Below are 25,668 nucleotides of genomic sequence, written 5' to 3'. Positions count from 1 at the left end.
GTTTCATGTCGATAGTGTTTGAACGCCGCCAGTTTTTGCTTGCGAGTGCAGCAGGGGCGACGCTCGCTCTGGCCGGCTGCGCGTCCGGTCCGCGCTACAGCCTTGCCGAAGTCATTCGCCGGTTGCTGGTGGCGGCATCGCAAAATGCGTTCGCACTGCTTTTGCAACCCGGTGGTTTCTACGATCACTCGGTTGCGCGCATTGCCTTGCCTGACCGGTTGGGTGGCAGTCGCGGGACGGGAATCCTGTCGGTTGTGCTGCAAAGCCAGTCCTTCCGCGACCGGCTGCATCGCCAACTCAATCGGGCTGCCGAAAAAGGTGCCGAGCGTGCCGCCCCGTTGATTGCCGATACGATCCGGATGGTCAGCATCGAAGCTGCCGACGAAATCGTGCGCGGCGGGCCGCAAGCCGCCACTCGGTTCCTGCGCGGAAAGATGGGCATTGCGCTGTTCGACGCCATGCTGCCGGGCATTTCCGAAGGGCTGCGCCTGTTCGACGATCAGGTGATCAACCGCGCGGTCCAGTCGGTCACCGGCTTTGATATGCAGGCGCTCGGTCAGGATATCACCCGCAAGGCCGACGATGCGATCTGGGCGGCGATCGGGCTTGAGGAAGAAGGCATCCGCGCGAATCCGCAGAAGACCAATGACCCGATGCTGATCGCCGTGTTCGGTTTGCTCAAATAGGCGCAATATAGCGCTGTCCAAGCGATGGCGCTTTTGCCTATAGGCGGTGAAGTGATTCCACCCATCTATTGAGAGCTGCGCACCAATGAAATTCTTCGCCGACACCGCCGAAATCGACGACATCAAGGAACTGGCCGCAACCGGCCTGCTGGATGGTGTAACCACCAACCCTTCGTTGATCATGAAATCGGGCCGCGATTTCATGGAAGTGACCAAAGAGATTTGCGGGTTGACCGACGGGCCGGTCTCGGCAGAAGTCGTCGCACTCGATCATGCGACAATGATGAAAGAGGCGGAGGTTCTGCGCAAGATTGCCGACAATGTCTGCATCAAGGTGCCGCTGACCATCGACGGTCTCAAAACCTGCAAGGCGCTGACCAGCGACGGCACGATGGTCAATGTCACGCTTTGCTTCTCGGCCAACCAGGCGCTGCTCGCGGCCAAGGCAGGGGCGACCTTCATTTCGCCTTTCGTCGGTCGTCATGACGACAATGGCTTTGACGGGATGAACCTGATTTCCGATATCCGCCTGATCTACGACAATTATGATTTCGGTACCGAAATCCTCGTCGCCAGCGTGCGCCATGGCATCCATGTGCTTGAGGCGGCAAAGATCGGTGCTGACGTGATGACCGCTCCACCTTCGGTGATCAAAGGGCTGTTCAAACATGTGCTGACCGACAAGGGCATAGAAGGTTTCCTCGCTGACTGGGCGAAAACGGGGCAGGCTATCGGGTGATTAACCCTAAAGGCCTTTGGCTGTATGGAATGGAAAGGCGGGCGAGCGTAGCTGGATAGGCCATAGACCGAGTTGATCGGCAGGAGGACCAGCATGAACAGACCCGAAATGGTGTTTCCCATCGCGCACATTCACTATGATGACGAGATTGACGAGAGTGGCAAGGTTGTCGTTCCAGACGAGGTGCTTGAAGCGATCAAGACGCTGATCCGCTGGACGGGTGACGATCCGCGCCGTGAAGGCCTGATCGATACACCGCGCCGTGTCGGTCGTGCCTGGCGCGAATATTGCGCCGGCTATGGCGAAGACCCCTCTGTCCATCTTTCGCGCACTTTTGAAGAAGTAGGCGGCTATCACGAATTGGTGCTGCTCAAGGACATTCCGTTCCAGTCGCATTGCGAGCATCATATGGCGCCGATCATCGGCAAGGCCTCAATCGCCTACATGCCGACCGACCGTGTTGTCGGCATATCCAAGCTCGCCCGCGTCCTCCACGGTTTTGCCCGCCGCCTGCAGGTGCAGGAAAGGCTGACGGCAGAGGTCGCGAACTGCATCTGGGAGCATCTGAAGCCAGAAGGCGTCGCGGTGGTGATCGAGGCGCAGCACGGCTGCATGACCGGGCGCGGGGTGAAGGTGCACGGCGTCAATATGGTCACTTCCAAACTGCTCGGCTGCTTCCTTGACGACCAGTCGAGCCGCAAGGAAGTGATGAGTCTGATGGGTTATTGAGGACGCCGGATAGTTTTTTCTCCCTACCTTCACCCCAAGTTCGTCACCCCCGCGAAGGCGGGGGTCCATCACCGGACGAGTAAATTTGAATAGCCGGTGATGGATTCCCGCCTTCGCGGGAATGACGATGCTCTGTGCACTGGCTGTGGCATCGCCACGGCATTTTTCTTCCCCAGCACAATCATTGCCGTTAAGGCCCTGCGGCAGAGGGGAAAGTCTTGGCGGAACAACCACATCATCCCGAACATCTTGTAGAACGGCTCGCCGTCGGCACGCTCGACCGGTTGGTGAACCTCTTGTTCGCGCGGCCGGTGCAGATCGTGCCGTTGCTTTTCTTCCTCGTCTCGCTGCTCGGCGCTTTTGCTCTGTCATTGCCCTCGGCGACTGAAAGCGGGCAGGGGACGCCTTTTGTCGACGCCTGGTTCACCGCTGTCTCGGCGCTGTGCGTCACCGGGCTGTCGACGCTCGATGTGCCCAACCACTGGTCGGGGCAGGGTGAGCTGACGATCCTCGTGCTGATCCAATTGGGCGGCCTTGGCATTATGAGCGCCTCGGTGCTGCTCGTGGCCTTGTTCAGCCGCACTATGGGCTTTGGCATCAGGCGCGGGCTGGCGGCGGAAAATAGCGGGATCACCCCGGGCAATGTCCGCCCGCTGCTGAAGATCATCGTCGCCTTCACCTTCACCTTCGAAGCCATAGTCGGGCTCTGGCTGTTTGGCTGGCTTGCGCTTGGCCATGGCCAGCCGCTGGCGGACGCGGCATGGAACGGGCTCTTCCACGCGGTTTCTGCCTTCAACAATGCCGGTTTCGCGCTGTGGAGCGATAATCTGATGGGCTTCCAATCGGACTGGCTGTTCCTCACCCCGATCATGGCGGCGGTTGTCGCGGGGGGCATCGGCTATCCGGTCTATCGCGACATGTGGACGCAGCGCGGCTGGAAGCGGATTTCGCTGCACGGGCGGTTGACGCTCTATGGCTATGCCTTCCTGTTGGTTGCGGGCGCGCTGCTGTTCATAATACTTGAATGGGAAAATGGCGCGACGATGGGCAATATGGAGCCGCACGCGCATGTGCTCAACGGCCTGTTCCAGTCGGTCACCGCGCGCACCGCGGGGTTCAACGCGGTCAATATCGGGGAGCTTTCCGACCAGTCGCTGATGCTCACCTCTATCCTGATGTTCATCGGCGGGGGCAGCGCGGGGACTGCGGGCGGCGTCAAGGTGGCGACGGTGGTCGTCATCCTGCTGATCATCTGGTCCGAAATCCGCGGCAAGCCCGATGTCGAGGCATTCGGTCGCCGCATCGGGGAGCATAATCAGCGGCGTGCCATTTCGGTTGTCGCGCTCGCGACGGTGCTGGTGCTCGGGCTCGGCTATCTGCTCGTCGCGCTTTCGCCGCAGATTGCCCCGCGCGATGCGATGTTTGAGGCAGTTTCGGCCTTCGCTACCGTCGGCCTCTCCACCGGCGTTACCGCACAGTTCACCGATTCCGGCAAATATCTGCTGATATTCCTGATGTTCGTCGGGCGGGTCGGCCCGATTACCTTGTTCGCGGCGCTTGCGTCACGCGGCAAACCCGTATTTTACCATTACCCAAAAGAGGAGGTTCTCATTGGCTAGGAAAGCAAAAAACGCGGAGAAGAAAAGCGTCGCGGTGATCGGCCTTGGCCGCTTTGGCGAGGCTGTTGCGCTGCGTCTGGTCGAGCTGGGGCATGAGGTGGTCGGCATTGATGGCAATGCCGATATTGTCCAGAAACTCGCCGACGACCTGCCGCATGTGGTGCAGGCGGATTCAACCGAGGCAGAGGCGCTGCGCGCGCTGGGCGTGAACGAGGTCGACTATGCCGTGGTCGCGATCGGCGCGAGCCTGGAGGGCAGCGTGCTCTCCGTCCTCGCGCTCCAGGAGTTGGGCATCAAGGATATCTGGGCGAAGGCTTCGACCCGCCAGCACGGCCTGATCCTGACCCGGCTGGGCGTTTCCAAGGTGGTGTTCCCCGAGGCTGATATGGGCCACGCGCTGGCGGAGCAGCTTTGCGGGGCTTGAGGGGGGAGGGGGCGGAACTGTCCTGAATTTACATTCTTAGCGGCAAATAGTCGACTGGGTTTGCGGGCAGCGGTAAATTTGCCGGTTAGGCACATTAATACCAAAACGATTGGCTTGATCGATATGCGGTGAGCTGTCCTGCGTCGGATTGATGCCGAAACCGCAACCGTAAACGCGGTTCCCCGCTAGTGTCCCCATATTGCGAACCGGCTGACTTGTGCCGCATGCTCTGGCAATTTCGGCAGGCACGGTAAGGTTCACAAGCGCATTTTGGAAAGGGCCGTGGCACATTGTACTGCCTATGAAGCCTTCCTTCGCGGGGCATATCACGACGCCTTCCAGCCATATGATATTTACAGCAGCCGCGCTTGCCTGACCGCCAGCTGTGCCATTGCCATTGCTTTGATTGACGGAGGCTTGAGATGCAATCGCCCGGTCCGCAGCCGCTTTCTGCTTCGCTGCTTCCAGCCTAGCCCGGACTTCCTTGTGACGTCGTTGTGCTTCGGCAGCACTTTGTGCCTGCGCTTGTGCGATTTGCTGGTTTCTTGCCTGTGATGCCTCGGCATTGACTTGAGCCTGGCGGGATTGCTCGGCTCTTGCCGCTGCAGCGCGTTCCTCAGCCTGTCGGCGCTGCTCGGCGTTGATCGCGTCAACCTCTTCCCAGCCGCGTCGATTTTCTTCTGCCGCAACCCTGAATTTGTCATTCAAATCTGCAAAAACATTGGCGATCGGGTTGCCTTGGGCAGCATTTTGCGCATCGATCTCTGCATTTTCGGCATCAATTTCTGCTTGCTCCGCCTGCCGCCGTGCCTCTGCTAGCTTGATTTCGTGGTTTTGTTGTACCAATTCTATGCGCTGCCTTTCGGCTGCACGTTCTGCCGCGATACGCTCATTTTCACGTTTAGTCTCTAACTCGAGCGCCTTTAGTTCCTGTCGGGCTAGGTGAATTTCATCGGTTCGTACACCATTGGCATAAAAGCATGGTTCGCTACCTTTCTCTTCCCATAGCCGACATGTGCCAGGTCCATTAGGTACTAGCCCCAGAAACTCTCCAGCAAACTCTCCCTTTGAATCAGATGCACGGGCAAAACCAACCGGTCCGAATACGGGCGCTGTAGTTAGCATATTAGCAGCGACAGAACGCACTAGCTTCCCTGATGAATCCAGTTGCTGCCAGAAAAATTGCCACTTTTCGCGGTCGTCCTGCGAACCTGCTCCATCACCGAAATATTCCCAAATAGCTTGCTCTCCATTTGGAGAGAAAGAGACAGAAAAGGCCGGGACAGATTTCCCTTGTTTATTGGTTCCCTTGTCACGACACATTGGCCAAAAAGTCACCCAATCCGCCGGCCGAAAGCTTGGCTCCAAACAATGTGCGGGCTTTGGTCCACCGGCGAACAATGTTTCACCCAGCGGTCTAATCAGCTCTCGCACCCAATCCCCGTCTTCTCCTCTTCTATGGAAGAACAGATATTTTCCGGCAGGAACTTTGCTAATCGGATCTGGATTTCGGAGTGTTTCTTCAACAATTCCTGTCAATTTTACCCCTGATCGACCTGTGAACGCGACCTCGCCAGAACGTTGATCGCCGTTCGGTAGATAATGTCGACCAATGGCTTTTGGAGCGACGACTGCATTTTTGAAAAGCGCGGTTAGGCGGTTACCATCTGCATAAAATAGCTGACCTTGTCCATTTCCAGCATGATCGAGACCAACAGCATAATTAGTTTCGTATAGTCGCCCGACCGGAACGATCGTTTTGGGTATGGCATAAATCTTCAATTGAGGGTCTTGCTGGAGCGGCATCGGCAGTTGCGTAACATCAGCCTTCGATTTGAACACAGATCGTACGATCAAACCTCCACCATATTTTTTTCGATCTCTTGTTCGCAAAATGCCGACGCCAACTGGCACAACCGCGATAAAGCTTTGTTTCTTTTTCAAAGCTTTCTCTGATCCATTTTTTTCTATATACTGACTGTGATAGACTTCCGCGACCTCTCCGATCCATACTGTACCATTGCGATAGGTTAGCATTCCATATCCATCAGGTGCGCAGTTTACCCCGTCGCCATAATAGCTTTCGGGAGACTCTTCAGGGTTTTGGTTCAGCGGAAGCCAGCGTGCAGATATCGTTTGCTTCTCCGGCAGACAGGTTTTGGGGCGCACGAGGATATTGTTTTTTACCGGAACGGCCGCGTTGATAACAAACTGCGGTCCACCAACACCAGTACTTACGGGGGCCATAGCGTTGGCGGGGCCAACAATGCGTTCGTACATCCTAACAGCATCGGCCATTTCCGGAGGCAGCTTGTCAATCGGGTATTTGGTGAGTGGGGCCCATGTCTGCGGACTATTGGCATCGAACGGTAGGCGCGGAGCGGACGTTACAAGCGGCGTCAGTACCGTCTTGGCTGGCTCAACAGTCTGTGTGCTTGCCCCATATGGAAGCAACATTGCCGTTGCCAATACCGTCAACCGCTTCATCATTCTGCTTTTGTCCCCAACAGCCTAATCCGCAACCTTGCCAGATTTATTGTGCTTGGCAATGGTGGATACTAAGGTCGTGGTGCTGTGATCTATGTCACGGTCAACATTGCGTTACAACTCAGACGATGCTGTATGTCGTCTTTGTCGACCGGCCGACATTAGTGCGGCCTTTCGTAAGCGCTTTGCGCTTGCAATGTATTACTGGTTTGCGAGCCTGGCGCTGAAAGTTGCTGGTCACTCAATGACGGTACAGGCCACCAATCATCTCTTTTTCCAATACCATCAAAATTGCATGCCTAGGGATTCCTGAATAGTCGGGCAGGCTAGAATCTAAGTAAGCAAAGAGAATTTTCTCCGGTTATGCGTTGTTAAGCTCCGCGCCCAAAGTTGTGTTGGGCGCAACAAAAAAGCCGCCCGGCGTGTGGCGGGGCGGCTCTTTGTTTGCGTCTGCGACGGAAGCTTAGTTGGCTTCGTCTTCGCCTGCGTCAGCCGAAAGACCTTCGGCTGCCTTGGCGGCGGCCTGTTCTTCTTTCAGCTTTTCGATACGGGCTGCGTCGGCGGCATCGGCTTCGTCAGCCGCAGCTTCGCGGGCTTCGGCCATTTCGATGGCCTGGGCTGCGAGTTCAGCCTGTTCGTCTTCGAACATCTGGTCGATGACGTTGACGCCGTCCTTCTGCAGTTCGGCTTCATCGTCCGAACGCGCAACGTTGACGGTGACGGTCACCGAAACTTCGGGGTGCAGAACGACCTTGACGTCGAACACGCCGAGGGTCTTGATCGGGCGTTCGAGAACGATCATCGCCTTCGAAACCTTCGCGTCCTGTGCATTCAGGCCGTCAACGATGTCCTTGACCGAAACCGAGCCATAAAGCTGGCCAGTGTTCGAAGCCGCGCGGATCAGGACGATCTGCTTGCCTTCGACATTGGTCGCATGCTTTTCGGCATCGCCGCGACGGTTGGCATTGTCTGCCTCGATCTTCGCACGATTGGCTTCGAAAACCTTGCGGTTGGCTTCGTTGGCGCGAAGCGCCTTTTTGTTGGGAAGCAGGAAGTTACGGGCGTAACCGTCCTTCACGGTGACGACATCACCGATGTGGCCCAGCTTTTCCACGCGTTCAAGCAGGATGATTTCCATGGGTCTTCTCCTTACTTCACGACATAGGGCATGAGGCCAAGATGGCGTGCACGCTTGATGGCTTGGCTGAGTTCACGCTGCTTCTTCGCCGAAACGGCGGTGATGCGGCTGGGAACGATCTTACCACGTTCAGAGATATAACCCTGAAGCAGGCGGGTATCTTTATAGTCGATGCGCGGAGCATCCTTGCCCGAAAAGGGGCAGGACTTGCGGCGACGGAAAAACGGACGTGCCATGGATCAGATCTCCTCTTGAGCACGGGGAGCGCGGGCTTCGCGATCACCACGGTCGGGGCGGGGGCCACGGTCAGGACGGTCGCCAAAGCCACCGCGATCACCACGGTCGCTGCGTTCCTGCTTGCGCATCATCACCGACGGGCCTTTTTCATGCTCGTCCACGCGGACGGTCATGTAACGGATCACATCTTCGTTCATGCGGGTCTGGCGTTCCAGCTCGGCGATGGCATCGCCCGAAGCGTCAAGGTCGAGCATCACGAAATGCGCCTTGCGGTTCTTCTGGATCTTGTAGGCAAGGCTGCGAAGGCCCCAGGTTTCGGTCTTCACGACCTTGCCCTGATTCTCTTCGACGATCTTGGTGGCATTTTCAGCCAGCGCATCTACCTGTGCTTGTGACAGGTCCTGACGCGCCAAAAAAACATGCTCGTACAACGGCATGGGCGTCTTCCTTCTCTTACCGATCGCTGACGTCGCCCCATGCGAGCGCCCCTCCGGCTTTCTTCATTTCGGCCGGGCAGTCCCGGGCGAAGGCGCGCCACTACGCCGGAATGGCTGGGAATGCAAGGGTTTTGGCGGATTATTGCGGGGTTTTGTTCTCGACCCGGTAGAGCGTTGGCAGCGCAGTGGTTCCGCCACGCGACAGGAATGCAATGAAAGCTTCCAGATCGGTGGGCCCCACTGCCGGATCGGTGCCATCCTTGAACAGCGAAAAGCCATCGCCACCGTTTGACAGGAAGTCGCTGACAGTGACGCGGTATGATGCGTTGGCGTCAAGCGACACGCCGTTCAGCGTCGCAAACAATACCCGCTGGCCAATGGGACGTGACAGGTCATATCCGAAGCGGAAGCCGCTCGATGGAGAAAGAATGCGGTACCAGTCCGGATTATTGAGCTGTTGCTCCAATATTCCGATAATCTGGTTTCCCGTCAGCGTTTTGGTGATCAGCGTGTTGCCGAAGGGTTGCGCTGCGAAAACGATTCCGAAGCTGACGTTACCGTCGGCGTCCGGCACAACATCGGCCCTGATGCCGTCGGGGTTCATGAAGGCAATCTGTGCGCCGCCATTTTCGGCACCCGCGGTTGCCGAGAGCTGGGCGTCTGCGATCAGATTGCCCAGCACGCTCTCGCCGGTCTTGCCGCGGTCGCGCGTCGCAGCGCCCGCTAGCGTTCCGACCACGCGGTTGGCCTCTGCCTTCGCCGCTTCCCGATACCGGCTGGCCAGCGCTGCCAGATCAGCACGCGGCGCGAAGATAGGGAAGCCTTCGACCAGAGGCACTTCGCCGCGCGCATTGGAGAAGGCCTCGCTTTGCACCACCACATTGCGCGCGGTTTTGGATAGGATTTTGCCGGTTCGGGGGTCGACCTTCAGATCGATACCGGTCACGACCTGACCGCGCGAACCGGCACTGGTCAGCAGGATCGGGCGGGCCGGGTTGATATTGGCATAGTCGCAGACATAGCTCTGATGCGTATGGCCAGAAACGACCAGATCGACAGCCGGGTCCAGCCGGTCGAGTATCGGAAACAAAGTCCCCGAAACGCCATCACATTTGGGATTGTTGATATCGCCGCTGTTGTTCACCCCTTCGTGAACCAACACGACGATGACATCCGCACCTGCATTCCTGAGTTGCGGGACCAAGGCATTGGCGGTGTCTGCCTCATCGGCAAAGCTGATGCCTTTGATCCGTCCGGCAGAAACCAGGTTCGCGGTCCCTTCGAGCGTCATGCCGATGAAGCCCACGGTCACCTGCGCCTTGCCCTTGCCGAAATTCTTGAGCGCGAAGGGCGGGAACAGGGTGCTGCCATCGGCCCTCTTTGTGTTCGCAGCCAGCATTTTGAACTTCGCGCCGGGGAAGGGTTTGTCGACTCGGCACGGCTCGGATTGCGTGAACTTTTCGCAGCCTCCGCTCTGCATGCGCAGCAATTCTTCGGTGCCGCGGTCGAATTCATGATTGCCAACCGCGTTAAACTCCAGCCCCACCATGCCCATTGCCATGATCGAGGGCTCGTCGAGGAACAGCGAGGAGGAAAGCGGCGAGGCACCGATCAGGTCGCCTGCAGCCACCACGACATTGTTCGGTGCATCCGCCTTCAGCGAGTCGATGGCAGAGGCGAGATAGGCGACGCCGCCGGATGGGATGCGGACTTTTACGCCTGCTTCGTTGGGAACTTCGGTCGTTGCCTTGGGTGGATCGAGATGGCCGTGAAAGTCGTTGATGCCGATGATACGGATATCAACCGGCGCGACCGTCTCATTCGCCATGCGGGTGCTGGCGCAGCCGGGCAAAGCGAGGACAGTGAAAGCGAGGAGCAGTTTCTTCATCGCCGACCCATGGCAAACTGGCATGACGGGTTCAAGTCAAACACTGGCTTTCACAAGGCGCGTCAGCAGATCGGCGGCAAAGCCGCTCAGCGTATCGTCGCGCGCACCCATGATGACGATGCGATCGCCGGGTTGCGCCAGTTCGACGATGCGGTTGCCGCAGTCTTCGCGGCTCGGAATATATTCTGCCTGCTTGCCCGCCGCGACGACGGCGTCGGTGATCGACTGGCTGCCAAGCGACTTGTCGACCGTACCGCCAAAATAGACCGGATCGCACAGGATCAGATAGTCATCGCGGTTGAGATGTTTTGCAAAAACCCCGGCCAGCTCATTGCCCATCACCCGGATCGGGCCATAGCCGTGCGGCTGGAAAAATGCGATAATGCGGCCCGGAAAAGCCTTCAGCGTCGCCAGCGTCGCTGCCGTCTTGTCCGGATTATGACCGAAATCATCGATTACAGTGATGCCACCTGCGATACCGACAATGTCGAAGCGCCGGGCCAGCCCCGCAAAGCGTTCCACCCCATGGACCGCCTGCGCGACCGGCACATCAAGCGCCAGCGCGGCAGCAATAGCGGCGAGGGCGTTGGCGATATTGTGGCGTCCTGGAACCTGCAATGTCACGGGCCAACTCTGGCCATTGGCTTTCAGTGTAAAGCGGCTGCCCAGCGGCATTTCGATAACATCGACTGCGCGTACATCTGCCCGGTCAGTGAAGCCGAAACTGATCGCGTCCTGCAATCCCATGGGAGCCAAAAGAGCTACGGTTTCGATATCGTCCGCGTTCCAGATTGCGCGTTTCGCTGTTTTGGCGAAATCACCGAACAACTGGCGCAATTCATCGAGCGACTTGTGGTCAAGGCTGATATTGTTGAGCACAGCGACTTCCGGGCGGAAAAGCGCAATCGAACCGTCGCTTTCGTCGACCTCGGACACAAAAACCCCGCCATGGCCCACACGGGCACTGGCGAAGGGTGTGCCTTCCGAGACGAAATTCTTCATCACCCCGCCATTCATTATGGTCGGATCCATCCCGGCGTCGGTCAATATCCAGCCAATCATGCCGGTTACCGTCGACTTCCCACTGGTGCCGCCAACCGCGACCGAGCGCGGAGCAGCATTGAACAATTGGGCAAGCAGTTCGGCACGTGTCATGCGCGTGCAACCCAGTTCCTTGGCCTTAGCGACATCGGGCACGCTGTCCTCGACTGCGGCAGATGCGATCAGTATTTGGCCGCCACTGGTCAGCCCGCTGCCATCTTGCGGAAAAATGTCGATACCCAGGCTCTGCAGCCATTCGAACTTCGGTGCGAGGCGCCCCTGGTCGAGCGCGCGATCTGAACCAGCGACCTTTGCTCCACCATCGCGGACGATATTGGCCAGCGGCAACATACCCGAGCCGCCAATACCGCAAAAGAAATAGGATTTGTTTTTTGACATCCAGCCCCGCTATTGCGCGAGGGCAATTTTGGCAATCGCTTAAAGGAGAGGGGTTATGAGGATCGGCATTTGTGCGCCTTCGACTCCCTTCACCCGCGAGGATGCCGAGCGGGTGGTTGCATTGTCCGCACAAAGCCATCCCGAAGCCAAACTGGTCTTTGATGAGCAATGCTTCGTCGAAAATGGTCATTTCGCAGGAACCGACAAGCAGCGGCTGGAAGCGTTTGTACGCCTGGCCAACGACCCTGCATTTGATGCCGTCTGGTTTGTGCGCGGCGGCTACGGCGCTTGCCGGATTGCCGAAGATGCAGTGAAACGGCTCAAGGCTCCGGCCCGAGCGAAAAGCTATCTTGGCTATAGCGATCAGGGCAACCTGCTGGCGGCGTTGTATAAGGCAGGTATCGGCTGGCCTGTCCACGGCCCGATGCCGACCGATATCCGTCGGGAGGGTGGCGATCAGGCTGTTCAACGAGCATTGGACTGGTTGGTAAAAGGTGATGCCAAGTCTCTCGAATCAAACATATTTAAAGGCCATAAATATGCGGCTTTCAACCTGATGACGCTCGCCATGCTCGTCGGCACACCTCTGATGCCCGATCTTAAGGATCATGTTTTGATGGTCGAGGAAGTCAGCGAATATCTCTATGCCTTCGACCGCGCTTTTTTCCATGTCGGAGAGCATTTGAAGGGGGTCGGCCTTGCAGGCTTGCGCCTCGGCCGCGTCAGCGATGTACCAGAGAATGACCGCCCATTTGGCGAGACGGCCGAGGAAATTGCGCGGCGCTGGTGTAAGCGTTTCGGTATCAGCTATCTGGGCGAAGCGGATATCGGGCATGACAGCGCGAATAAGGTCGTACCGTTCGGCGCTATCGGTTAGTTCGGGTTTCGCAAGTCCACCTGCAGCAGGTCATCGATAAACAGACTGACCAATTCGGCCTGGGTAGCGACGCCCGACTTGGCGTAAACATGGCTTAGCTGGGCCCGCACGGTTCCTTGGGCCGCACCACGCAGCCGGGCGATCTCGGCGGCATCGCAGCCCTTGATGGCGAATAGCGCCACTTCAGCTTCGGCATCGGTCAGCTTCCAGTCGCGAAAGCGCATCTGAATATGCTCGGTGAGCGCGCCCGAGGCGATCGCCAATATGCGTTCGCGTTCCTGCGCCTCGGCCAAAAGGCGGCGTGCCATCAGCGCGCCAATGCCGACGCCTGCCAGCAAGGCAAAGGCGATCAGCGCTTCGACCAATATGTGAAAGTCCATTTCGCCTGCCGCCAGATCGCCTATGGCATCGGCGATGAAAAAGATCGCGGCGATTGCCTGAATACCGACAATCACAGCGACCAGACCGGCCCTTGCGGGGCCGGTCGTCGCTGGTTTGTCGACTTTTCGCGTCATGGCTTCCTTCGGTTCATAAAGGGAATCATCGCTCCCACGGTTCCACGTCCATGCCGCATTGTTTCGAACAGGACACCCAATATGTGCAATGCGATCAGGACATAGAGCAGATTGACCGCGACTTCATGGACTTCTTCCAGAACCTCTTCGCCACCTTCGCTCGATTCACCACCTTCCTGCTCTTCTCGCTCTTGCTCGCCTTCTTCTTCGGAATAGCCGCGCACCTCGGAAGAAGCTGCCTCATAGGCCTCTCCAGCCTCACGAACATTAGGATTGGCAGGCGGTGGGCCGGACATGGCGATGCCGCTGGCGATGATGACGGCCAGACATGACCACAAGACATATACCATCAGCGTGCCGAGCGGATTGTGTGAACTATGCTGTGTTTGCTGGCCCTTTCGGGCTCCGACTATGTAGCGCACGGCGCGCATCGGATTGGGGGGGAAGGCGGAAAAACGGGCATTGCGGGTGCCGACAAAGCCCCACAGCCAGCGCAGCAAGAGCAGACCAGCCAGCGCATAACCCACCCAGACATGCCAACCCGATCCTTCTTCGGTGAAAAGGGCGTTGGCGATGACGGCAGACGCGACCCCCCAATGGGTCAGTTTGACGATGGGGTCCCACCGTTTTGTAGGTTCGATGACGGACATAGGATGCTCCAGTGCTTGCGGTTTCAACTGGGGCAATTGTAGCGAGCAGCGGCTGCCGTCCATCCGACAGCCGCTGATAACCGGCATTTAAGCAATTGCTTATCAGAAGGCGTGGCTCGGAAAGTCGGCATCCCGACCTTTCCTTTCTGTCATTTGTGCCTACATTGCCCCCATGCAGGGAACGCTTGGTAAATTGCTGTCGCACTGGGTTTGGACATTTCCGCTGCTCGCATTGCTGGGTGTATTGGCAAGCCTCGGTGCGGTGCTGCCGGTGGGGCTGGTCGGCATTTTGCTCGCGGGCGCTGTGGTCGCGGCAGTCCACCATGCCGAACTGGTCGCGCACCGGATTGGCGAGCCTTACGGAACGCTGGTGCTGGCGCTTGCAGTAACAGTTATCGAGTTGGGCCTCATAATCACATTGATGTCTGCTGCGGGAGAAGGCGCTGCGACGCTGGCCCGCGACACCGTGTTCGCAGCGGTCATGATCATTCTCAACGGACTTATCGGAATCTGTCTTCTGATCGGCGGATTGCGGCACCGTGAACAGAGTTTTCAGCAAACCGGCGTGAGCGCTTCGCTGGCGACGCTGTCGGCGTTAACTGTCTTCAGTCTGGTGCTGCCCAATTATACCGTTTCCGAAGCTGGGCCTGTCTATTCAACCTCGCAACTGGCGTTCGTCGCGATTGTGTCGGTGATCCTCTATGGGACCTTCGTTGGTGTTCAGACCTTCCGGCACCGCGACTATTTCCTGCCGCCCAAGGAAAAGGTGGCAAATGTCGACGAACATGCCGAACGCCCAACTTCGCGCGCTGCCGCTCTCTCCTTTGCCTTATTGCTGGCCTGCCTTGTTGCGGTGGTTCTGCTCGCAAAGCAATTGGCAGCGCCGGTCGAGCAGATGGTGGCGGAATGGGGTGCGCCGCGCGCGCTGGTCGGGGTCATCATTGCCGGGCTGGTGCTTTTGCCCGAAAGCGTTGCTGCTGTCCGCGCTACTCTGTCAAACCGGCTGCAGACCAGCCTTAACCTCGCGCTCGGTTCAGCCTTGGCGACGATCGGACTGACCATCCCCGCCGTTGCGGCGCTTTCCATTGCGATGGCGATGCCGATTGCGCTGGGGCTCGACAGCAAGTCGATGGTGCTGCTGATGCTGACGCTGCTGGTCAGCGCGCAAGCCCTCGCGACCGGCAAGACGACAATCCTGCAAGGCGTCGTCCACCTTGTCATTTTCGGGGTCTATTTGTTCACAACTATCATCCCCTGACGCGCACTCTTGCTTGCATCACGGGCTTTCCCGCCATAGGCGGCTGGAAACGACAAGATGCATAAGGGAGCGAACATGCGGGCATTCATCTTTCCGGGGCAAGGCAGCCAGGCTGTCGGCATGGGCAAGGCGCTGGCCGAGGCAAGTGCGGTTGCGCGCGCGGTTTTCCAAGAGGTTGACGACGCCCTAGGACAAAGCCTGTTCAAGCTGATGTGCGAAGGTCCGGAGGCCGACCTGACGCTCACCGAAAATGCCCAGCCCGCAATCATGGCTAATGCGATCGCCACGTTGCGCGTGCTGGAGAAGGAAGGCGGCGTGAAGCTCTCCGATGAGGCCAGTTTCGTTGCAGGCCATAGCCTTGGCGAATATACGGCGCTCTGTGCTGCCGGTGCTTTCGATCTGGCGACGACCGCCAAGCTGCTAAAGCTGCGCGGGCAGGCGATGCAGGCGGCGGTCCCGGTGGGCGCCGGCGCGATGGCAGCCTTGCTCGGTGCCGATATTGAAAAAGCGGAGGCACTCGCAGCTGCTGCGGCGAACGGAGAGACCTGCACCGTTGCCAATGACAATGACCCGACGCAGGTCGTGATTTCCGGCCATAAGGGCGCGATTGATCGCGCGGTGGAGCTGGTCAAGGATCATGGCATCAAACGCGGCATCCTCCTGCCGGTATCCGCACCTTTCCATTGCCCGCTCATGCAGCCCGCCGCCGACCGCATGGCCGATGCACTGGCGCAGACGGCGATCAATGCGCCTTATGTACCGGTTTTTGCCAATGTGCTGGCAGCACCGGTTTCCGAGCCCGATGAAATCCGCAAACTGCTCGTCGAACAGGTCACCGGCCGCGTCCGCTGGCGCGAATCAGCGATTGCGATGCGTGACGCCGGCGTCAGCCATTTCTTCGAATTTGGCGGCAAAGTGCTCTCGCCGATGGTGAAGCGCAGCGCAGGTGACGAGGTTGCTACCACCAGTATCATTTCGATGGACGACATCGAAGCCGCCCTGAAGGAGCTTTAATCCATGCTGTTGCAAGAACGTGACGGATCGATCCTGACGATCACCCTTAACATGCCCGAAAAGCGTAATCCGATTTCTGACGTCGCTGTTGTGGATGCGATTTGCAATGCCTTTGAAGAGGCTGACCGGGATATTTCAGTACGTTGTGTAATCCTGACAGGTGCAGGTACGGCTTTCTCTGCCGGGGGCGACCTGAAGCAGATGCGCCCCGATAGCGGCGGCCTGCGTTCGGGCAATCCGGTCGAAACGCGTCGCAACTATAAATATGGCATCCAGCGCCTGCCGTTAATGTTCCAGGCGCTCGAGGTGCCGGTGGTGGCGGCGGTTAACGGCCATGCGATTGGCGCCGGGCTTGATCTAGCCACGATGTGCGACGTGCGTGTGGCCGCCGAGAGCGCCAAATTCGCCGAAAGCTTCGTCAAGCTGGGCATCATCCCGGGCGATGGCGGGGCGTGGTTGCTGCCACGCATCGTCGGCTTCAGCCGCGCGACCGAACTGGCGCTGACCGGCGAAATGATCGACGCGGCGGAAGCGCTGAAAATTGGGCTTGTCAGTCACGTCGTTCCCGACGCCGACTTGCTGACAAAAGCGCGCGAAATCGCCGCCAAGATCGCCGCCAACCCGCCACATGCCGTGCGCATGACCAAGCGTCTGCTGCGTGAAGGGCAAATGGCGGACCTCAAGAACATCCTCGAAATGTCAGCGGCGATGCAAAGCCTTGCGCACAACACCCGCGACAATGATGAGGCGATCAACGCGTTCATCGAAAAGCGCACACCGGTTTTCACAGGAGAATAAGATGTTCGATCTTACAGGCATGACCGCGCTTGTCACGGGCGCTTCGGGCGGAATTGGCAGTGCCATTTGCCATGCGTTGGCGGGGCAGGGCGCTCGTCTCGCGGTATCGGGCAGCAATGTCGAAAAGCTGAAGGATTTCCGTGCTTCACTTGGCGGTGACCATGTTGCCGTGCCGTGCAACCTTGGCGACAAGGACAGCGTGGAAGCGCTGGTTCCGGCTGCTCTCGAAAAACTTGGCCAGATCGACATCCTCGTCAACAATGCCGGCGTTACCCGCGACAACCTTGCCATGCGCATGAAGGATGAGGAGTGGGAAGAGGTTATCAAGATCAACCTCGAAGCGGCCTTCCGCCTGATGCGTGCGGCGACCAAGCCGATGATGAAGGCGCGTTTTGGCCGCATCATCACCATCACCAGCGTCGTTGGCGCGACCGGCAATCCGGGGCAAGTCAACTATGCCGCGTCCAAGGCTGGCCTTGTGGGCATGTCCAAGGCGTTGGCGGCAGAACTCGCAAGCCGCAATGTTACCGTCAACTGTGTCGCCCCGGGCTTCATCCGTACCGCGATGACAGACGTCTTACCCGATGCGCAGAAAGACGCGCTCAATGCGCGAATCCCGATGGGCCGCATGGGAGAGGGTAGCGATATTGGCGCAGCCGTCGCCTATCTGGCGTCCAAAGATGCGGGCTATGTCACCGGCCAGACACTGCACGTGAATGGCGGGATGGCGATGCTCTGACGCGCTTCGTCGGCCACAAAAGCACTCCCCCCTTGCCAGCCGCCTTGCTGGGCATTAGGGGCGGATTTCGTTATTCAAATCCCAAACAAGAAGGGGCATAAAATGAGCGACACCGCGGATCGTGTAAAGAAGATCGTAGTCGAGCATCTCGGCGTTGAAGCTGACAAGGTCACCGAAGCAGCCAGCTTCATCGACGATCTGGGCGCAGACAGCCTTGACATCGTCGAGCTTGTGATGGCGTTCGAAGAAGAATTCAACGTCGAAATCCCCGACGATGCGGCTGAAAAGATTTCGACCGTCAAGGACGCGATCGATTTCATCAACGCCAACAGCTGAGTTGGGGCTGCTTTGCGCAGCTGAATGAGCGAAATTTACAGGCGGCTTTCCGGACAGGCGTGAACCTGCTGGAAAGCCGTTTGCTTTTTTGTACGCGCTCGCCTTAATGGGCGCGAACCAATTGCACGATGGAGAGCGTCACATGCGTCGGGTTGTAGTTACGGGTCTGGGTCTGGTTACGCCGCTTGGTGGCGATGTTGAAACGACTTGGGCGAACCTATTGGCATCAAGATCGGGCGCGGGGAAAATCACCCGCTTCGACGCAGAAGCCGGTGGCCAGAAATGCCATATCGCTTGCGAAGTAAAGCCCAAGGACCATCCCTGGGGTTTCGATCCCGACAAGCGTGTCGATCACAAGATCCAGCGTCAGGTCGATCCGTTCATCGTCTATGGCATCGACGCTGCCGGACAGGCGCTCGAAGATGCCGGTCTCACCGATATGGATGATGACCTGAAAACTCGCACCGGATGCTCGATTGGTTCGGGCATTGGCGGCCTGCCGGGTATTGAGAGCGAATCAATCGTGCTCCACGAAAAAGGCCCGGGCCGCGTTTCGCCGCACTTCGTACACGGGCGCCTGATCAACCTGATCTCAGGTCAGGTTTCGATCAAATATGGCCTGATGGGCCCGAACCATGCCGTGGTGACCGCCTGCTCGACCGGCGCGCATTCGATTGGCGATGCCGCGCGGATGATCAAGGATGGCGATGCCGATATCATGTTGGCAGGTGGTGCCGAAAGCACCATCAACCCGCTGGGCGTTGCCGGCTTTGCCCAGGCGCGCGCGCTCAATTCAAGTTTCAATGATCGTCCTGAACAGGCCAGCCGCCCCTATGACAAGGACCGCGATGGCTTTGTGATGGGTGAAGGTGCAGGCGTGGTGGTGCTTGAGGAATATGAGCATGCCAAGGCGCGCGGCGCAAAAATCTATGCCGAAGTGATTGGCTATGGCCTTTCGGGCGATGCCTATCACGTCACGGCGCCGCATCCTGAAGGCAAGGGTGCGGAACTCGCCATGCGAATGGCGCTGCGCAAGGCAGGGCTTGAGGCTGGCGACATTGACTATGTCAACGCGCACGGCACTTCGACCATGGCCGACACGATCGAGCTCGCCGCGGTGAAGCGTGTGCTTGGAGATGATCTGAGCGGCGCATCGATGAGCAGCACCAAATCGGCGATCGGCCATCTTTTAGGCGGCGCCGGCGCGGTTGAGGCGATCTTCTGTATCCTCGCAATCCGCGACCAGATCGTGCCGCCGACTCTGAACCTCGACAATCCTGACGAAGGCACCGAGGGCGTCGATCTTGTTCCGCATGTTGCCCGGAAGCGGGAGGTCAAGGCGGCGCTCAACAACAGTTTCGGTTTCGGCGGCACCAATGCCAGCCTTATCGTAAAGGCCATCTGATCGAATGAACCGGCTGTTCAAAGGGCTGCTCGTTGCGGGCGGCCTGCTGTTCCTGATCATCGCAGGAAATTTCATCTACGGATGGAATGCGGCCGGGCCGCTGGCGAAGGAGACCGCGATTGTCATCAAGTCGGGTGCCAGCATCCGCTCGGCTGCAGAGCAGTTGGAGGATATGGGCGCGATCAAGTCTGCCGATGCCTTTGTTAACCGGGCCCGGATTTTTGGAGCCTCCAGCACCATCAAAACCGGGGAGTTCCTGATCCCCGCCCGGGCCTCCAACTCCGAAATCCTGTCGATCCTGACCGGCGGAAAAACCGTGCAACGCATGGTCACCGTGCCTGAGGGCATGCCGTCGATCATGGTCTATGAAAGGCTGATGGCTAATGACCGGTTAACCGGCCAGATCCCGGTTCCGCCCGAAGGTTCGGTCCTGCCGGACAGCTATGCCTTTGAAAAAGGAGAAGCACGCGCTGCCGTTGTCGCGCGCATGCAGGCAGCCATGAAAAAGACCATCGACGAACTTTGGCCCAAGCGAAGCTCCGATGCGGTCGTGAAAACGCCGCAGGAGGCTGTCACGCTGGCGTCGATCGTCGAGAAGGAAACATCCAAGAAATCCGAACTCAGGATCGTGGCTGGTGTTTACTCGAACCGGCTGAAAGTCGGCATGATGCTGCAGGCTGACCCTACGATCATTTATCCGATCACCAAGGGCAAGCCGCTGGGCCGGCGCATCCGCCAGTCCGAAATCGCATCGGTCAATGATTACAACACCTATTCGATGGTCGGCCTTCCCAAAGGCCCGATAGCCAATCCGTCGCGAGCGGCGATCGAGGCGGTGCTCAATCCGGAAAAGACCGACTATCTGTTCTTCGTCGCCGATGGCACGGGCGGCCATATCTTTGCCAAAACGCTCGAAGAGCATAATGCCAATGTCGAAAAATGGTACGCAATCCGCCGCGAGCGGGGGGAAATGTAACCCCGCTTACGGCTCGGCTATGTTGAAGGCAGTGGGCATCGGATCGAGCGCTGCCTGTAGGGCTTCGACAGCGGCTTTATCGCCTTCAATCTTTAATCCCGCCGCTTCTAACTGGGCCAACGGCATTTTCAGGAACAGCATGGCGAGATACAGCTGACGCGGGCCAGTGACCGTTGCGTCGGGCGCTGTATGTGCCGCCCCCATCTCGCTAAACATCACCGAATTGCCGACGCTGATCTTCGCCTTTTCCTGCCGGTCGGGGATAACAAAGTTGATCGCCAGCTTCCGATCCTTGATGATGTCCGGATTGAGCCGTGTCGCGACGGAATCGAGCAGTAACGGCGTCGCAATTGCGGAAATCATGTCCACGCTTTGTGTCGCAATACTGGGCGTCATGCCCTTCCGCAGATCACTGGCTGCTGTCAGGTACTGGTTGCGCCAGATCGCCGATTCCGCCTGATAGCCCTGCTGTTCATAGCTGTCGGCCAGCAAGGCACGCGCTTCCGCGTTTTTGGGGTCTGCGAAGACGAGTTGATGGAGCAGGTCGGAGGACCAGCGATAGTCGCCGGCGTTCATTGCGCGCTTGGCTTCTGCCACCACTTTCTTGGAGCCACCCATAGCAGCCACAAGACGCTTACCGCGTTCCTCGGGTGGGTGCGGGTTGAGGTTGGCCGGAATCGCATCATACCAACCCAGATAGCGCTGGTAGATGGCCTTCGAATTATGGCTGTAGGTGCCATAATAGCCACGGTTGAACCATTGATTGGCGAGGGCAGGCGGGGCTTTCAACCGCTCTGCGATTTCGGTTTGGGTCAAACCCTGGTTCATCAATCGTACCGTCTGGTCGTGGAGGTAGCGATAATTGTCGCGATGCCCGGATAGCCAGCCTTCGACTTCCTTCTGCCCGAAACGTGGCCAACAATGGCTCGACATGATATTATCACTGCGTCCCGCGTAGAGATTTACTGCTTCGCCCAGATATTGCGACCAGGCCAGTGTATCGCGCACTTTTGCCCCGCGCGGTGTTAGTACATTGTGCAGTGTGCATGTGGCGATTTCTGCGGCGAGGAAAGTGCGTGCGGCGGGCACATAGACATTCATTTCCGCAGGTGCTTCGGATTCCGGGACCATCTGGAATTCCAGTTCAACCCCGTCGACAACACGCTTGTCTCCCGTCTTCTGGATAGTGTCTGTCGGCGTCAGTAAGGTGATCTCTCCACCAGCTACTCCCTTGCCGATGCCGCTTCCCATTTGGCCTTGAGCGCCGGGCGTAAGACCGGTGCCAAACTGGTAATTGGCGCGCCGCCCCATTGCACCGCCGGCCATCACATTTTCGGACGCGGTTTCTTCAATGAAATGTTCAGGCGCGATGATGGCGACCTTACCAGCCTTGATATCGGCCTCACTGGTCACGCCGCGCGCGCCACCGAAATGGTCGCCATGGCTGTGGCTGTAGATCACGCCGGTAACCGGGCGCGGGCCGAGTTCCTTGTTCACCAGTTCGAGCGCAGCCGCAGCGGTTTCGCGTGTGGTCAGCGGGTCAATCAGGATCCAGCCGGTCTGGCCCTTGATGACGGTCATGTTCGACACATCGAACCCGCGCACCTGCCAGATATTGTCGGTGACTTTGAACAGTCCGTGATGGCGCAGAACGGTCATGTGCCGCCAAAGGCTGGGGTTGACGGTGGCGGGGGCTTCGCCCTCCATCCACTTATAGGCGTCAAGGTTCCAGACCGGGCGGCCATCCTTGGCGCGGATGATCGGGTCGGTGCGGGTAGCCACGAACCCCTGCTGCGCAAATTGCAGATCGCGTCCGTCCTCTACCGGCAGGTTCGCTTCCTCTGCCTTTTGCGCGGCAATCGTAGCCTCACTCGCAGGCTTAGGTTCCAATGCAGGATCGGCGGCAATCGCGGGTGTCGACACACCCAGCAGCAAAAGCGGAATTAAACGCATATTTTCTCTCCCTCGACTGACACCTAAGTCAGTAAGGCGATGCACTGCAACCCTCATTGATATCGCTCAAGTCGATTAGTGAATGCGAGATACTCGGTTTCACTCCAGCGAGAGGCACGGCTAGTGCGCCCTCATCGCCGGGGCCGGTGCCGGTACCCCCTCCAAACCCTCGCCCGGTTCCGGCAATCTCCCTATCTTGCGGTGCGCTTCCACTGCGCATAGTCCCGATCCATGCCGGAAACCGCGCCCATCATCGTCACCGCAACCATGGGAAAGGCCGATCAGGCCTGGGCGAATGCGCTTAGGACAAAGCATTTTCCGCCGGAGCGCAATTATTTGCAGGCGCACATCACGCTATTCCACCACCTGCCACCGTCGCATTGGCCGGAGATCAAGGCGCGGCTGGCAGGGTTGGCCCATGAATTTCCGCAGCCTGAAGCCTATTTGCGCGACGTGATGTTTTTAGGACGGGGGGTTGCCTATCGGGTTGAATGCCCTGAACTGCTAGCCATGCGCGAGGAGTTGGCGGCTGACTTGCACGGCCTGCTGACGCTGCAGGATCAGGCCAAGCCGCGTTTGCATATCACGGTGCAGAACAAGGTCGAACCGGCGGTCGCCAAGGCGTTGTTCGCTGAGCTTTCAGCTGGCTTCGAACCGCGACCGTTGGAAATCTCAGGGCTCGCCGCGCATTATTATCGCGGCGGCCCATGGGAGCCTATCCAGAGTTGGACATTCAGCGGGCGGGGCTGACGACTGCCTTTCCGCCCGTGGCTTGGCCAATTGCCCAACGCAGCGCAAGCAAACCGACAAACCACATTGCATCGTTCACTGCGACACCGGTGACGATTTCTGCGGAGAAATTCTCTGCCCCGCCGCCAAATTGGGCATAAGCGCGCAGCAGCACTTCGTAGACGGCAAAGGCCGAGGTGAGTGCGGCAACGCTGCGCAGCACGCTTCCTTCGACTTTGCTTGCGACCATGCGTGCCACGCCAAATCCGGCTAGTGTCGCAGCGAGGATGGCGATACCATGTCCTACGGCCTGCGCATCCCACGGGAAGTTCATCAGCAGAAAACCAACCGCCTGATTGGCCGCCCAGACGGCACCGACCAGCGCGATGCCTGCGCGACGATCAAGCGTGAGCGCAGCAAGCGCCGCAATTGCAGCGAAAGGGAATATGCAGGCGAGCGCAAGGCTGCCGAGGACGGTTGCACCTGCCAGCGTCGCTGGCCAAGCAGCGGTCTTTGGGTTCAACATTGCATTCGCCATAGTCATATTCCCTTCCTTGTCATTCCAACGGTAGCGGCCATCGGCCCACCGTCAACTCCCTAAAATTTAGCGCGCAGCCCGATATGGGCGTTACGGCCATAGGCTTTGTAGCCCGCGACAGTTTGGTAATCGGCATCGGCTGCATTTTCGACGCGGCTATAAAGTTCGAGTGCGTCGCTGACATCATAGGCGGCGCGAATACCCACCAAAGCATAGCCGTCCATCCGCACCGAGCCGCCAAAGCCATCGAGGCTGTCGCTGGCGAGACGCAGGTCGGCGCCCAGTTTCAACTTAGCCATTGCTTGCCAATCGATGCTGGCGTTCAGGCTGTGCACCGGTCGGCGCAGATGGCGGACGAAATTCGCGGCACCGTCTTCGCGCTTTTCTGAGTCTACATAGCTGTAATTCGCACGAACGCTTAGATGGTCGCTGGGGCGCAGTTCGACAAAGGTTTCGATCCCCTTGGCGCGCGAACGGATGATATTGTTGTAACGGTAGGTAAGTAGATCGAAATCAATCATGTTTTGCGTGCGCCGTTGGAACGCGGTCGCGCCAAAACGCAATTGACCCTCAAGCAGGCCTTGCTCAAAGCCCAGTTCATAGCTTTTGGCGACTTCCGGCTGCAGACCGGGATCGCCGTAAAAGCTGAAGAGCTGATATAAGGTCGGTGCCTTGAAGCCCTCGCCATAGGCCGCGCGGATGACCGTTTGGGATTTGGGTCGCCATGCGGCGTTCGCACTGAATGTTGCTTTGCTGCCAAAGCTTTTGTGGTCGTCGACGCGGGCGCCCATAGTGATGGTTATCGTTTCGGTCGGATCTATGATAGCTTGCGCATATGCACCCGAATGCCGGGTTTTGGCGGGTGCAAATCCGTCGGTGAATCGCGACCTCTCATGTTCGACACCAAACACGGCGCGTACTGGCGGGGCGAGTTGCCAATCGCCCTGATATTCGAACCGCTCCGTCCGGCCGCGCGACAAAAAGTCAGGTGCTGCTGCGCCGGGAGCAGCATAATTATCCCGGTTGATGTCGTTGACAGTAAGGGCAATCCGGTTCTTCAGATTTCCCATGTCAGCATGGATACCGGCATAGCCGATCACTTGCTGGCCGGTCGAATATTCGGGTGTGTCTGATAGGCTGTAAAAGGGCGGGGGGAAGCCATCCAGTTCCGCACGGCTGTGCGAATAGAATCCCCGCAGATCGATGCTCACCGTGTCGCTGAGTTTGACCTCAAAAGCCCCGTTGGCCGCATATTGCTTATAGCCATCGGCCTCGCTGCCGTTGGCCGCTGCGGATATTCCGTCGTCGCGGAAAAAACCACCGCCAAGGCTGGCCGAAATTCGGTCGCCCGATATCCCATATTGGCCGACCAGATTGGTGCGGTTGTTGCTGCCATATTCAGCGCGTACGGCGCGGTTGTTGGCGGATCCGGGGCGGGCAGTGATGATATTCACCACACCGCCAATCGCCTGACTGCCCCACGGAACCGAGTTTGGCCCGCGCAGCACCTCGACTCTGTCCAGATTGCCAATCAGCAAATTGCCAAAATCGAAACCGCCACCGGGGGAGGAGGGGTCGTTGACGCGAACGCCATCGATCAAGGTCAGCGTCTGTTCACCTTCGGCACCACGGATACGGACTGCGGAAAAGCCGCCGATGGGGCCGGTGTTGGATACCGTCACGCCGGGAAGGGTGGCCAGCAGGTCCGACAAGGTTGAGGGCTGGCTCAGCTCGATCTCGTCTATGCCGATATTGGAAACCGAATAGCCGCTCTTCCTGGCCAGCAATTCTGTGCCGGTCGCTGTGACAACAATTGTGTCACGAGACGGCAAACGTTCTGAAAAGAAGCTGCAGCAGCCGCTGTCGCCTTGAAACGGGCCTGCGGTTGAAGCCTTAGTTTGGGCCTGTGCGCTGAACGGCAATATCGCCAGTGCCGCTGCAGTCAGTTTCAATATGGTCATAAAATTTCCTTCCTGTGACGATGCATTCAAATGCCGTCACGCGAAGGAAAGCTCCTGAGAAGCTTCATTCGATCGTCCGCGTTTTCCCGCACGGG

25 protein-coding genes are annotated in these 25,668 nt (G+C 58.4%); 14 read left to right on the top strand and 11 right to left on the bottom strand.

What is annotated here, in order from left to right:
• Positions 1–5 precede the first annotated feature (5 nt).
• The 5 genes from PKC81_RS04600 to PKC81_RS04580 all read left to right on the top strand — a co-directional run bounded on the left by PKC81_RS04600 (position 6) and on the right by PKC81_RS04580 (position 4,197).
• Complete coding sequence (locus PKC81_RS04600) at positions 6–686, top strand: DUF4197 domain-containing protein (RefSeq protein WP_324333574.1); 681 nt, start codon at positions 6–8, stop codon at positions 684–686.
• A gap of 85 nt (positions 687–771) precedes the next feature.
• Positions 772–1,425, top strand: a complete 654-nt coding sequence (fsa, locus tag PKC81_RS04595) for a fructose-6-phosphate aldolase (protein ID WP_324333572.1) — start codon at positions 772–774, stop codon at positions 1,423–1,425.
• 108 nt (positions 1,426–1,533) lie between these two features.
• Positions 1,534–2,154 carry a GTP cyclohydrolase I FolE gene (folE, locus tag PKC81_RS04590; RefSeq protein WP_324333627.1) on the top strand — a complete coding sequence of 207 codons (621 nt, stop codon included), beginning with the start codon at positions 1,534–1,536 and terminating at the stop codon, positions 2,152–2,154.
• A gap of 218 nt (positions 2,155–2,372) precedes the next feature.
• On the top strand, positions 2,373–3,773 hold the full coding sequence (locus tag PKC81_RS04585) for a potassium transporter TrkG (protein ID WP_324333570.1): 1,401 nt from the start codon (positions 2,373–2,375) through the stop codon (positions 3,771–3,773).
• Positions 3,766–4,197, top strand: coding sequence for a TrkA family potassium uptake protein (locus PKC81_RS04580; protein WP_324333568.1), 432 nt, complete (start codon positions 3,766–3,768; stop codon positions 4,195–4,197). The genes PKC81_RS04585 and PKC81_RS04580 overlap by 8 nt, the downstream gene beginning before the upstream one ends.
• A 36-nt stretch (positions 4,198–4,233) precedes the next feature.
• Here PKC81_RS04580 and PKC81_RS04575 read toward each other — a convergent pair whose 3' ends face one another.
• From PKC81_RS04575 to PKC81_RS04550, 6 genes are all read right to left on the bottom strand, one after another.
• Entirely contained in the window at positions 4,234–6,687 is a 2,454-nt protein-coding gene (locus PKC81_RS04575; protein WP_324333566.1) for a hypothetical protein, read from the bottom strand.
• Between the two features lie 460 nt (positions 6,688–7,147).
• Entirely contained in the window at positions 7,148–7,822 is a 675-nt protein-coding gene (gene rplI, locus PKC81_RS04570; protein WP_324333564.1) for a 50S ribosomal protein L9, read from the bottom strand.
• Positions 7,823–7,833: 11 nt separating this feature from the next.
• Positions 7,834–8,058, bottom strand: a complete 225-nt coding sequence (gene rpsR, locus PKC81_RS04565; protein WP_324333561.1) for a 30S ribosomal protein S18 — start codon at positions 8,056–8,058, stop codon at positions 7,834–7,836.
• A 3-nt stretch (positions 8,059–8,061) separates the two neighbouring features.
• Positions 8,062–8,496, bottom strand: coding sequence for a 30S ribosomal protein S6 (rpsF, locus tag PKC81_RS04560; RefSeq protein ID WP_115549028.1), 435 nt, complete (start codon positions 8,494–8,496; stop codon positions 8,062–8,064).
• 139 nt (positions 8,497–8,635) lie between these two features.
• The gene (locus PKC81_RS04555; RefSeq protein WP_324333558.1) at positions 8,636–10,384 is read right to left on the bottom strand and encodes a bifunctional metallophosphatase/5'-nucleotidase; all 1,749 of its coding nucleotides are present in this window, start codon (positions 10,382–10,384) and stop codon (positions 8,636–8,638) included.
• 36 nt (positions 10,385–10,420) lie between these two features.
• A complete protein-coding gene (locus tag PKC81_RS04550; protein WP_324333556.1) occupies positions 10,421–11,824 on the bottom strand; it encodes a Mur ligase family protein in 1,404 nt (467 codons plus the stop codon).
• Positions 11,825–11,879: 55 nt separating this feature from the next.
• On the opposite strand from PKC81_RS04550, the gene PKC81_RS04545 reads away from it, so the two are divergent.
• A complete protein-coding gene (locus tag PKC81_RS04545) occupies positions 11,880–12,701 on the top strand; it encodes an LD-carboxypeptidase (RefSeq protein ID WP_324333554.1) in 822 nt (273 codons plus the stop codon).
• On the opposite strand, the gene PKC81_RS04540 is transcribed toward PKC81_RS04545, so the two are convergent.
• Together PKC81_RS04540 and PKC81_RS04535 are read right to left on the bottom strand one after the other, a co-directional pair.
• Complete coding sequence (locus tag PKC81_RS04540) at positions 12,698–13,216, bottom strand: hypothetical protein (RefSeq protein ID WP_324333552.1); 519 nt, start codon at positions 13,214–13,216, stop codon at positions 12,698–12,700. The genes PKC81_RS04545 and PKC81_RS04540 overlap by 4 nt on opposite strands.
• Entirely contained in the window at positions 13,213–13,866 is a 654-nt protein-coding gene (locus PKC81_RS04535; protein WP_324333550.1) for a cytochrome b/b6 domain-containing protein, read from the bottom strand. The genes PKC81_RS04540 and PKC81_RS04535 overlap by 4 nt, the downstream gene beginning before the upstream one ends.
• 172 nt (positions 13,867–14,038) lie before the next feature.
• On the opposite strand from PKC81_RS04535, the gene PKC81_RS04530 reads away from it, so the two are divergent.
• From PKC81_RS04530 to mltG, 7 genes are all read left to right on the top strand, one after another.
• Positions 14,039–15,124 (top strand): ionic transporter y4hA, encoded by a 1,086-nt coding sequence (locus PKC81_RS04530; RefSeq protein ID WP_324333548.1) that lies wholly within the window; start codon positions 14,039–14,041, stop codon positions 15,122–15,124.
• Positions 15,125–15,199: 75 nt separating this feature from the next.
• On the top strand, positions 15,200–16,138 hold the full coding sequence (gene fabD / locus PKC81_RS04525) for an ACP S-malonyltransferase (protein ID WP_324333545.1): 939 nt from the start codon (positions 15,200–15,202) through the stop codon (positions 16,136–16,138).
• Positions 16,139–16,141: 3 nt separating this feature from the next.
• Positions 16,142–16,936, top strand: a complete 795-nt coding sequence (locus PKC81_RS04520) for a crotonase/enoyl-CoA hydratase family protein (protein ID WP_324333543.1) — start codon at positions 16,142–16,144, stop codon at positions 16,934–16,936.
• Position 16,937: 1 nt separating this feature from the next.
• The gene (gene fabG, locus PKC81_RS04515; protein ID WP_324333541.1) at positions 16,938–17,675 is read left to right on the top strand and encodes a 3-oxoacyl-[acyl-carrier-protein] reductase; all 738 of its coding nucleotides are present in this window, start codon (positions 16,938–16,940) and stop codon (positions 17,673–17,675) included.
• Between the two features lie 102 nt (positions 17,676–17,777).
• Positions 17,778–18,011, top strand: coding sequence for an acyl carrier protein (locus PKC81_RS04510; protein ID WP_115549017.1), 234 nt, complete (start codon positions 17,778–17,780; stop codon positions 18,009–18,011).
• Positions 18,012–18,153: 142 nt separating this feature from the next.
• Positions 18,154–19,416 carry a beta-ketoacyl-ACP synthase II gene (gene fabF, locus PKC81_RS04505; protein ID WP_324333538.1) on the top strand — a complete coding sequence of 421 codons (1,263 nt, stop codon included), beginning with the start codon at positions 18,154–18,156 and terminating at the stop codon, positions 19,414–19,416.
• Between the two features lie 4 nt (positions 19,417–19,420).
• On the top strand, positions 19,421–20,392 hold the full coding sequence (mltG, locus tag PKC81_RS04500; RefSeq protein WP_324333537.1) for an endolytic transglycosylase MltG: 972 nt from the start codon (positions 19,421–19,423) through the stop codon (positions 20,390–20,392).
• A 6-nt stretch (positions 20,393–20,398) separates the two neighbouring features.
• Here mltG and PKC81_RS04495 read toward each other — a convergent pair whose 3' ends face one another.
• The gene (locus PKC81_RS04495; RefSeq protein ID WP_324333535.1) at positions 20,399–22,345 is read right to left on the bottom strand and encodes an alkyl sulfatase dimerization domain-containing protein; all 1,947 of its coding nucleotides are present in this window, start codon (positions 22,343–22,345) and stop codon (positions 20,399–20,401) included.
• Positions 22,346–22,576: 231 nt separating this feature from the next.
• Here PKC81_RS04495 and PKC81_RS04490 point away from each other — a divergent pair, with 231 nt between their 5' ends.
• The gene (locus PKC81_RS04490) at positions 22,577–23,095 is read left to right on the top strand and encodes a 2'-5' RNA ligase family protein (RefSeq protein ID WP_324333533.1); all 519 of its coding nucleotides are present in this window, start codon (positions 22,577–22,579) and stop codon (positions 23,093–23,095) included.
• Here PKC81_RS04490 and PKC81_RS04485 read toward each other — a convergent pair.
• Together PKC81_RS04485 and PKC81_RS04480 are read right to left on the bottom strand one after the other, a co-directional pair.
• Entirely contained in the window at positions 23,079–23,618 is a 540-nt protein-coding gene (locus tag PKC81_RS04485; protein WP_324333531.1) for a hypothetical protein, read from the bottom strand. The genes PKC81_RS04490 and PKC81_RS04485 overlap by 17 nt on opposite strands.
• A 53-nt stretch (positions 23,619–23,671) precedes the next feature.
• Positions 23,672–25,573, bottom strand: coding sequence for a TonB-dependent receptor (locus tag PKC81_RS04480; RefSeq protein WP_324333529.1), 1,902 nt, complete (start codon positions 25,571–25,573; stop codon positions 23,672–23,674).
• Positions 25,574–25,668 lie beyond the last annotated feature (95 nt).

The sequence above is a fragment of the Sphingorhabdus sp. genome (assembly GCF_035329025.1).
Lineage (GTDB): Bacteria > Pseudomonadota > Alphaproteobacteria > Sphingomonadales > Sphingomonadaceae > Sphingorhabdus_B.
The sequence above is the reverse complement of the archived record's forward strand: the minus strand, read 5'-3'. Positions and strand labels throughout refer to the sequence as shown.

Coding starts and splice junctions, on each gene's coding strand:
- PKC81_RS04600 (WP_324333574.1), top strand. CDS start 6: ATGTCGATAGTGTTTGAACGCCGCCAGTTTTTGCTTGCGAGTGCAGCA.
- fsa (WP_324333572.1), top strand. CDS start 772: ATGAAATTCTTCGCCGACACCGCCGAAATCGACGACATCAAGGAACTG.
- folE (WP_324333627.1), top strand. CDS start 1,534: ATGGTGTTTCCCATCGCGCACATTCACTATGATGACGAGATTGACGAG.
- PKC81_RS04575 (WP_324333566.1), bottom strand. CDS start 6,687: ATGATGAAGCGGTTGACGGTATTGGCAACGGCAATGTTGCTTCCATAT.
- rplI (WP_324333564.1), bottom strand. CDS start 7,822: ATGGAAATCATCCTGCTTGAACGCGTGGAAAAGCTGGGCCACATCGGT.
- rpsR (WP_324333561.1), bottom strand. CDS start 8,058: ATGGCACGTCCGTTTTTCCGTCGCCGCAAGTCCTGCCCCTTTTCGGGC.
- rpsF (WP_115549028.1), bottom strand. CDS start 8,496: ATGCCGTTGTACGAGCATGTTTTTTTGGCGCGTCAGGACCTGTCACAA.
- PKC81_RS04555 (WP_324333558.1), bottom strand. CDS start 10,384: ATGAAGAAACTGCTCCTCGCTTTCACTGTCCTCGCTTTGCCCGGCTGC.
- PKC81_RS04550 (WP_324333556.1), bottom strand. CDS start 11,824: ATGTCAAAAAACAAATCCTATTTCTTTTGCGGTATTGGCGGCTCGGGT.
- PKC81_RS04545 (WP_324333554.1), top strand. CDS start 11,880: ATGAGGATCGGCATTTGTGCGCCTTCGACTCCCTTCACCCGCGAGGAT.
- PKC81_RS04540 (WP_324333552.1), bottom strand. CDS start 13,216: ATGACGCGAAAAGTCGACAAACCAGCGACGACCGGCCCCGCAAGGGCC.
- PKC81_RS04535 (WP_324333550.1), bottom strand. CDS start 13,866: ATGTCCGTCATCGAACCTACAAAACGGTGGGACCCCATCGTCAAACTG.
- PKC81_RS04530 (WP_324333548.1), top strand. CDS start 14,039: ATGCAGGGAACGCTTGGTAAATTGCTGTCGCACTGGGTTTGGACATTT.
- fabD (WP_324333545.1), top strand. CDS start 15,200: ATGCGGGCATTCATCTTTCCGGGGCAAGGCAGCCAGGCTGTCGGCATG.
- PKC81_RS04520 (WP_324333543.1), top strand. CDS start 16,142: ATGCTGTTGCAAGAACGTGACGGATCGATCCTGACGATCACCCTTAAC.
- fabG (WP_324333541.1), top strand. CDS start 16,938: ATGTTCGATCTTACAGGCATGACCGCGCTTGTCACGGGCGCTTCGGGC.
- PKC81_RS04510 (WP_115549017.1), top strand. CDS start 17,778: ATGAGCGACACCGCGGATCGTGTAAAGAAGATCGTAGTCGAGCATCTC.
- fabF (WP_324333538.1), top strand. CDS start 18,154: ATGCGTCGGGTTGTAGTTACGGGTCTGGGTCTGGTTACGCCGCTTGGT.
- mltG (WP_324333537.1), top strand. CDS start 19,421: ATGAACCGGCTGTTCAAAGGGCTGCTCGTTGCGGGCGGCCTGCTGTTC.
- PKC81_RS04495 (WP_324333535.1), bottom strand. CDS start 22,345: ATGCGTTTAATTCCGCTTTTGCTGCTGGGTGTGTCGACACCCGCGATT.
- PKC81_RS04490 (WP_324333533.1), top strand. CDS start 22,577: ATGCCGGAAACCGCGCCCATCATCGTCACCGCAACCATGGGAAAGGCC.
- PKC81_RS04485 (WP_324333531.1), bottom strand. CDS start 23,618: ATGACTATGGCGAATGCAATGTTGAACCCAAAGACCGCTGCTTGGCCA.
- PKC81_RS04480 (WP_324333529.1), bottom strand. CDS start 25,573: ATGACCATATTGAAACTGACTGCAGCGGCACTGGCGATATTGCCGTTC.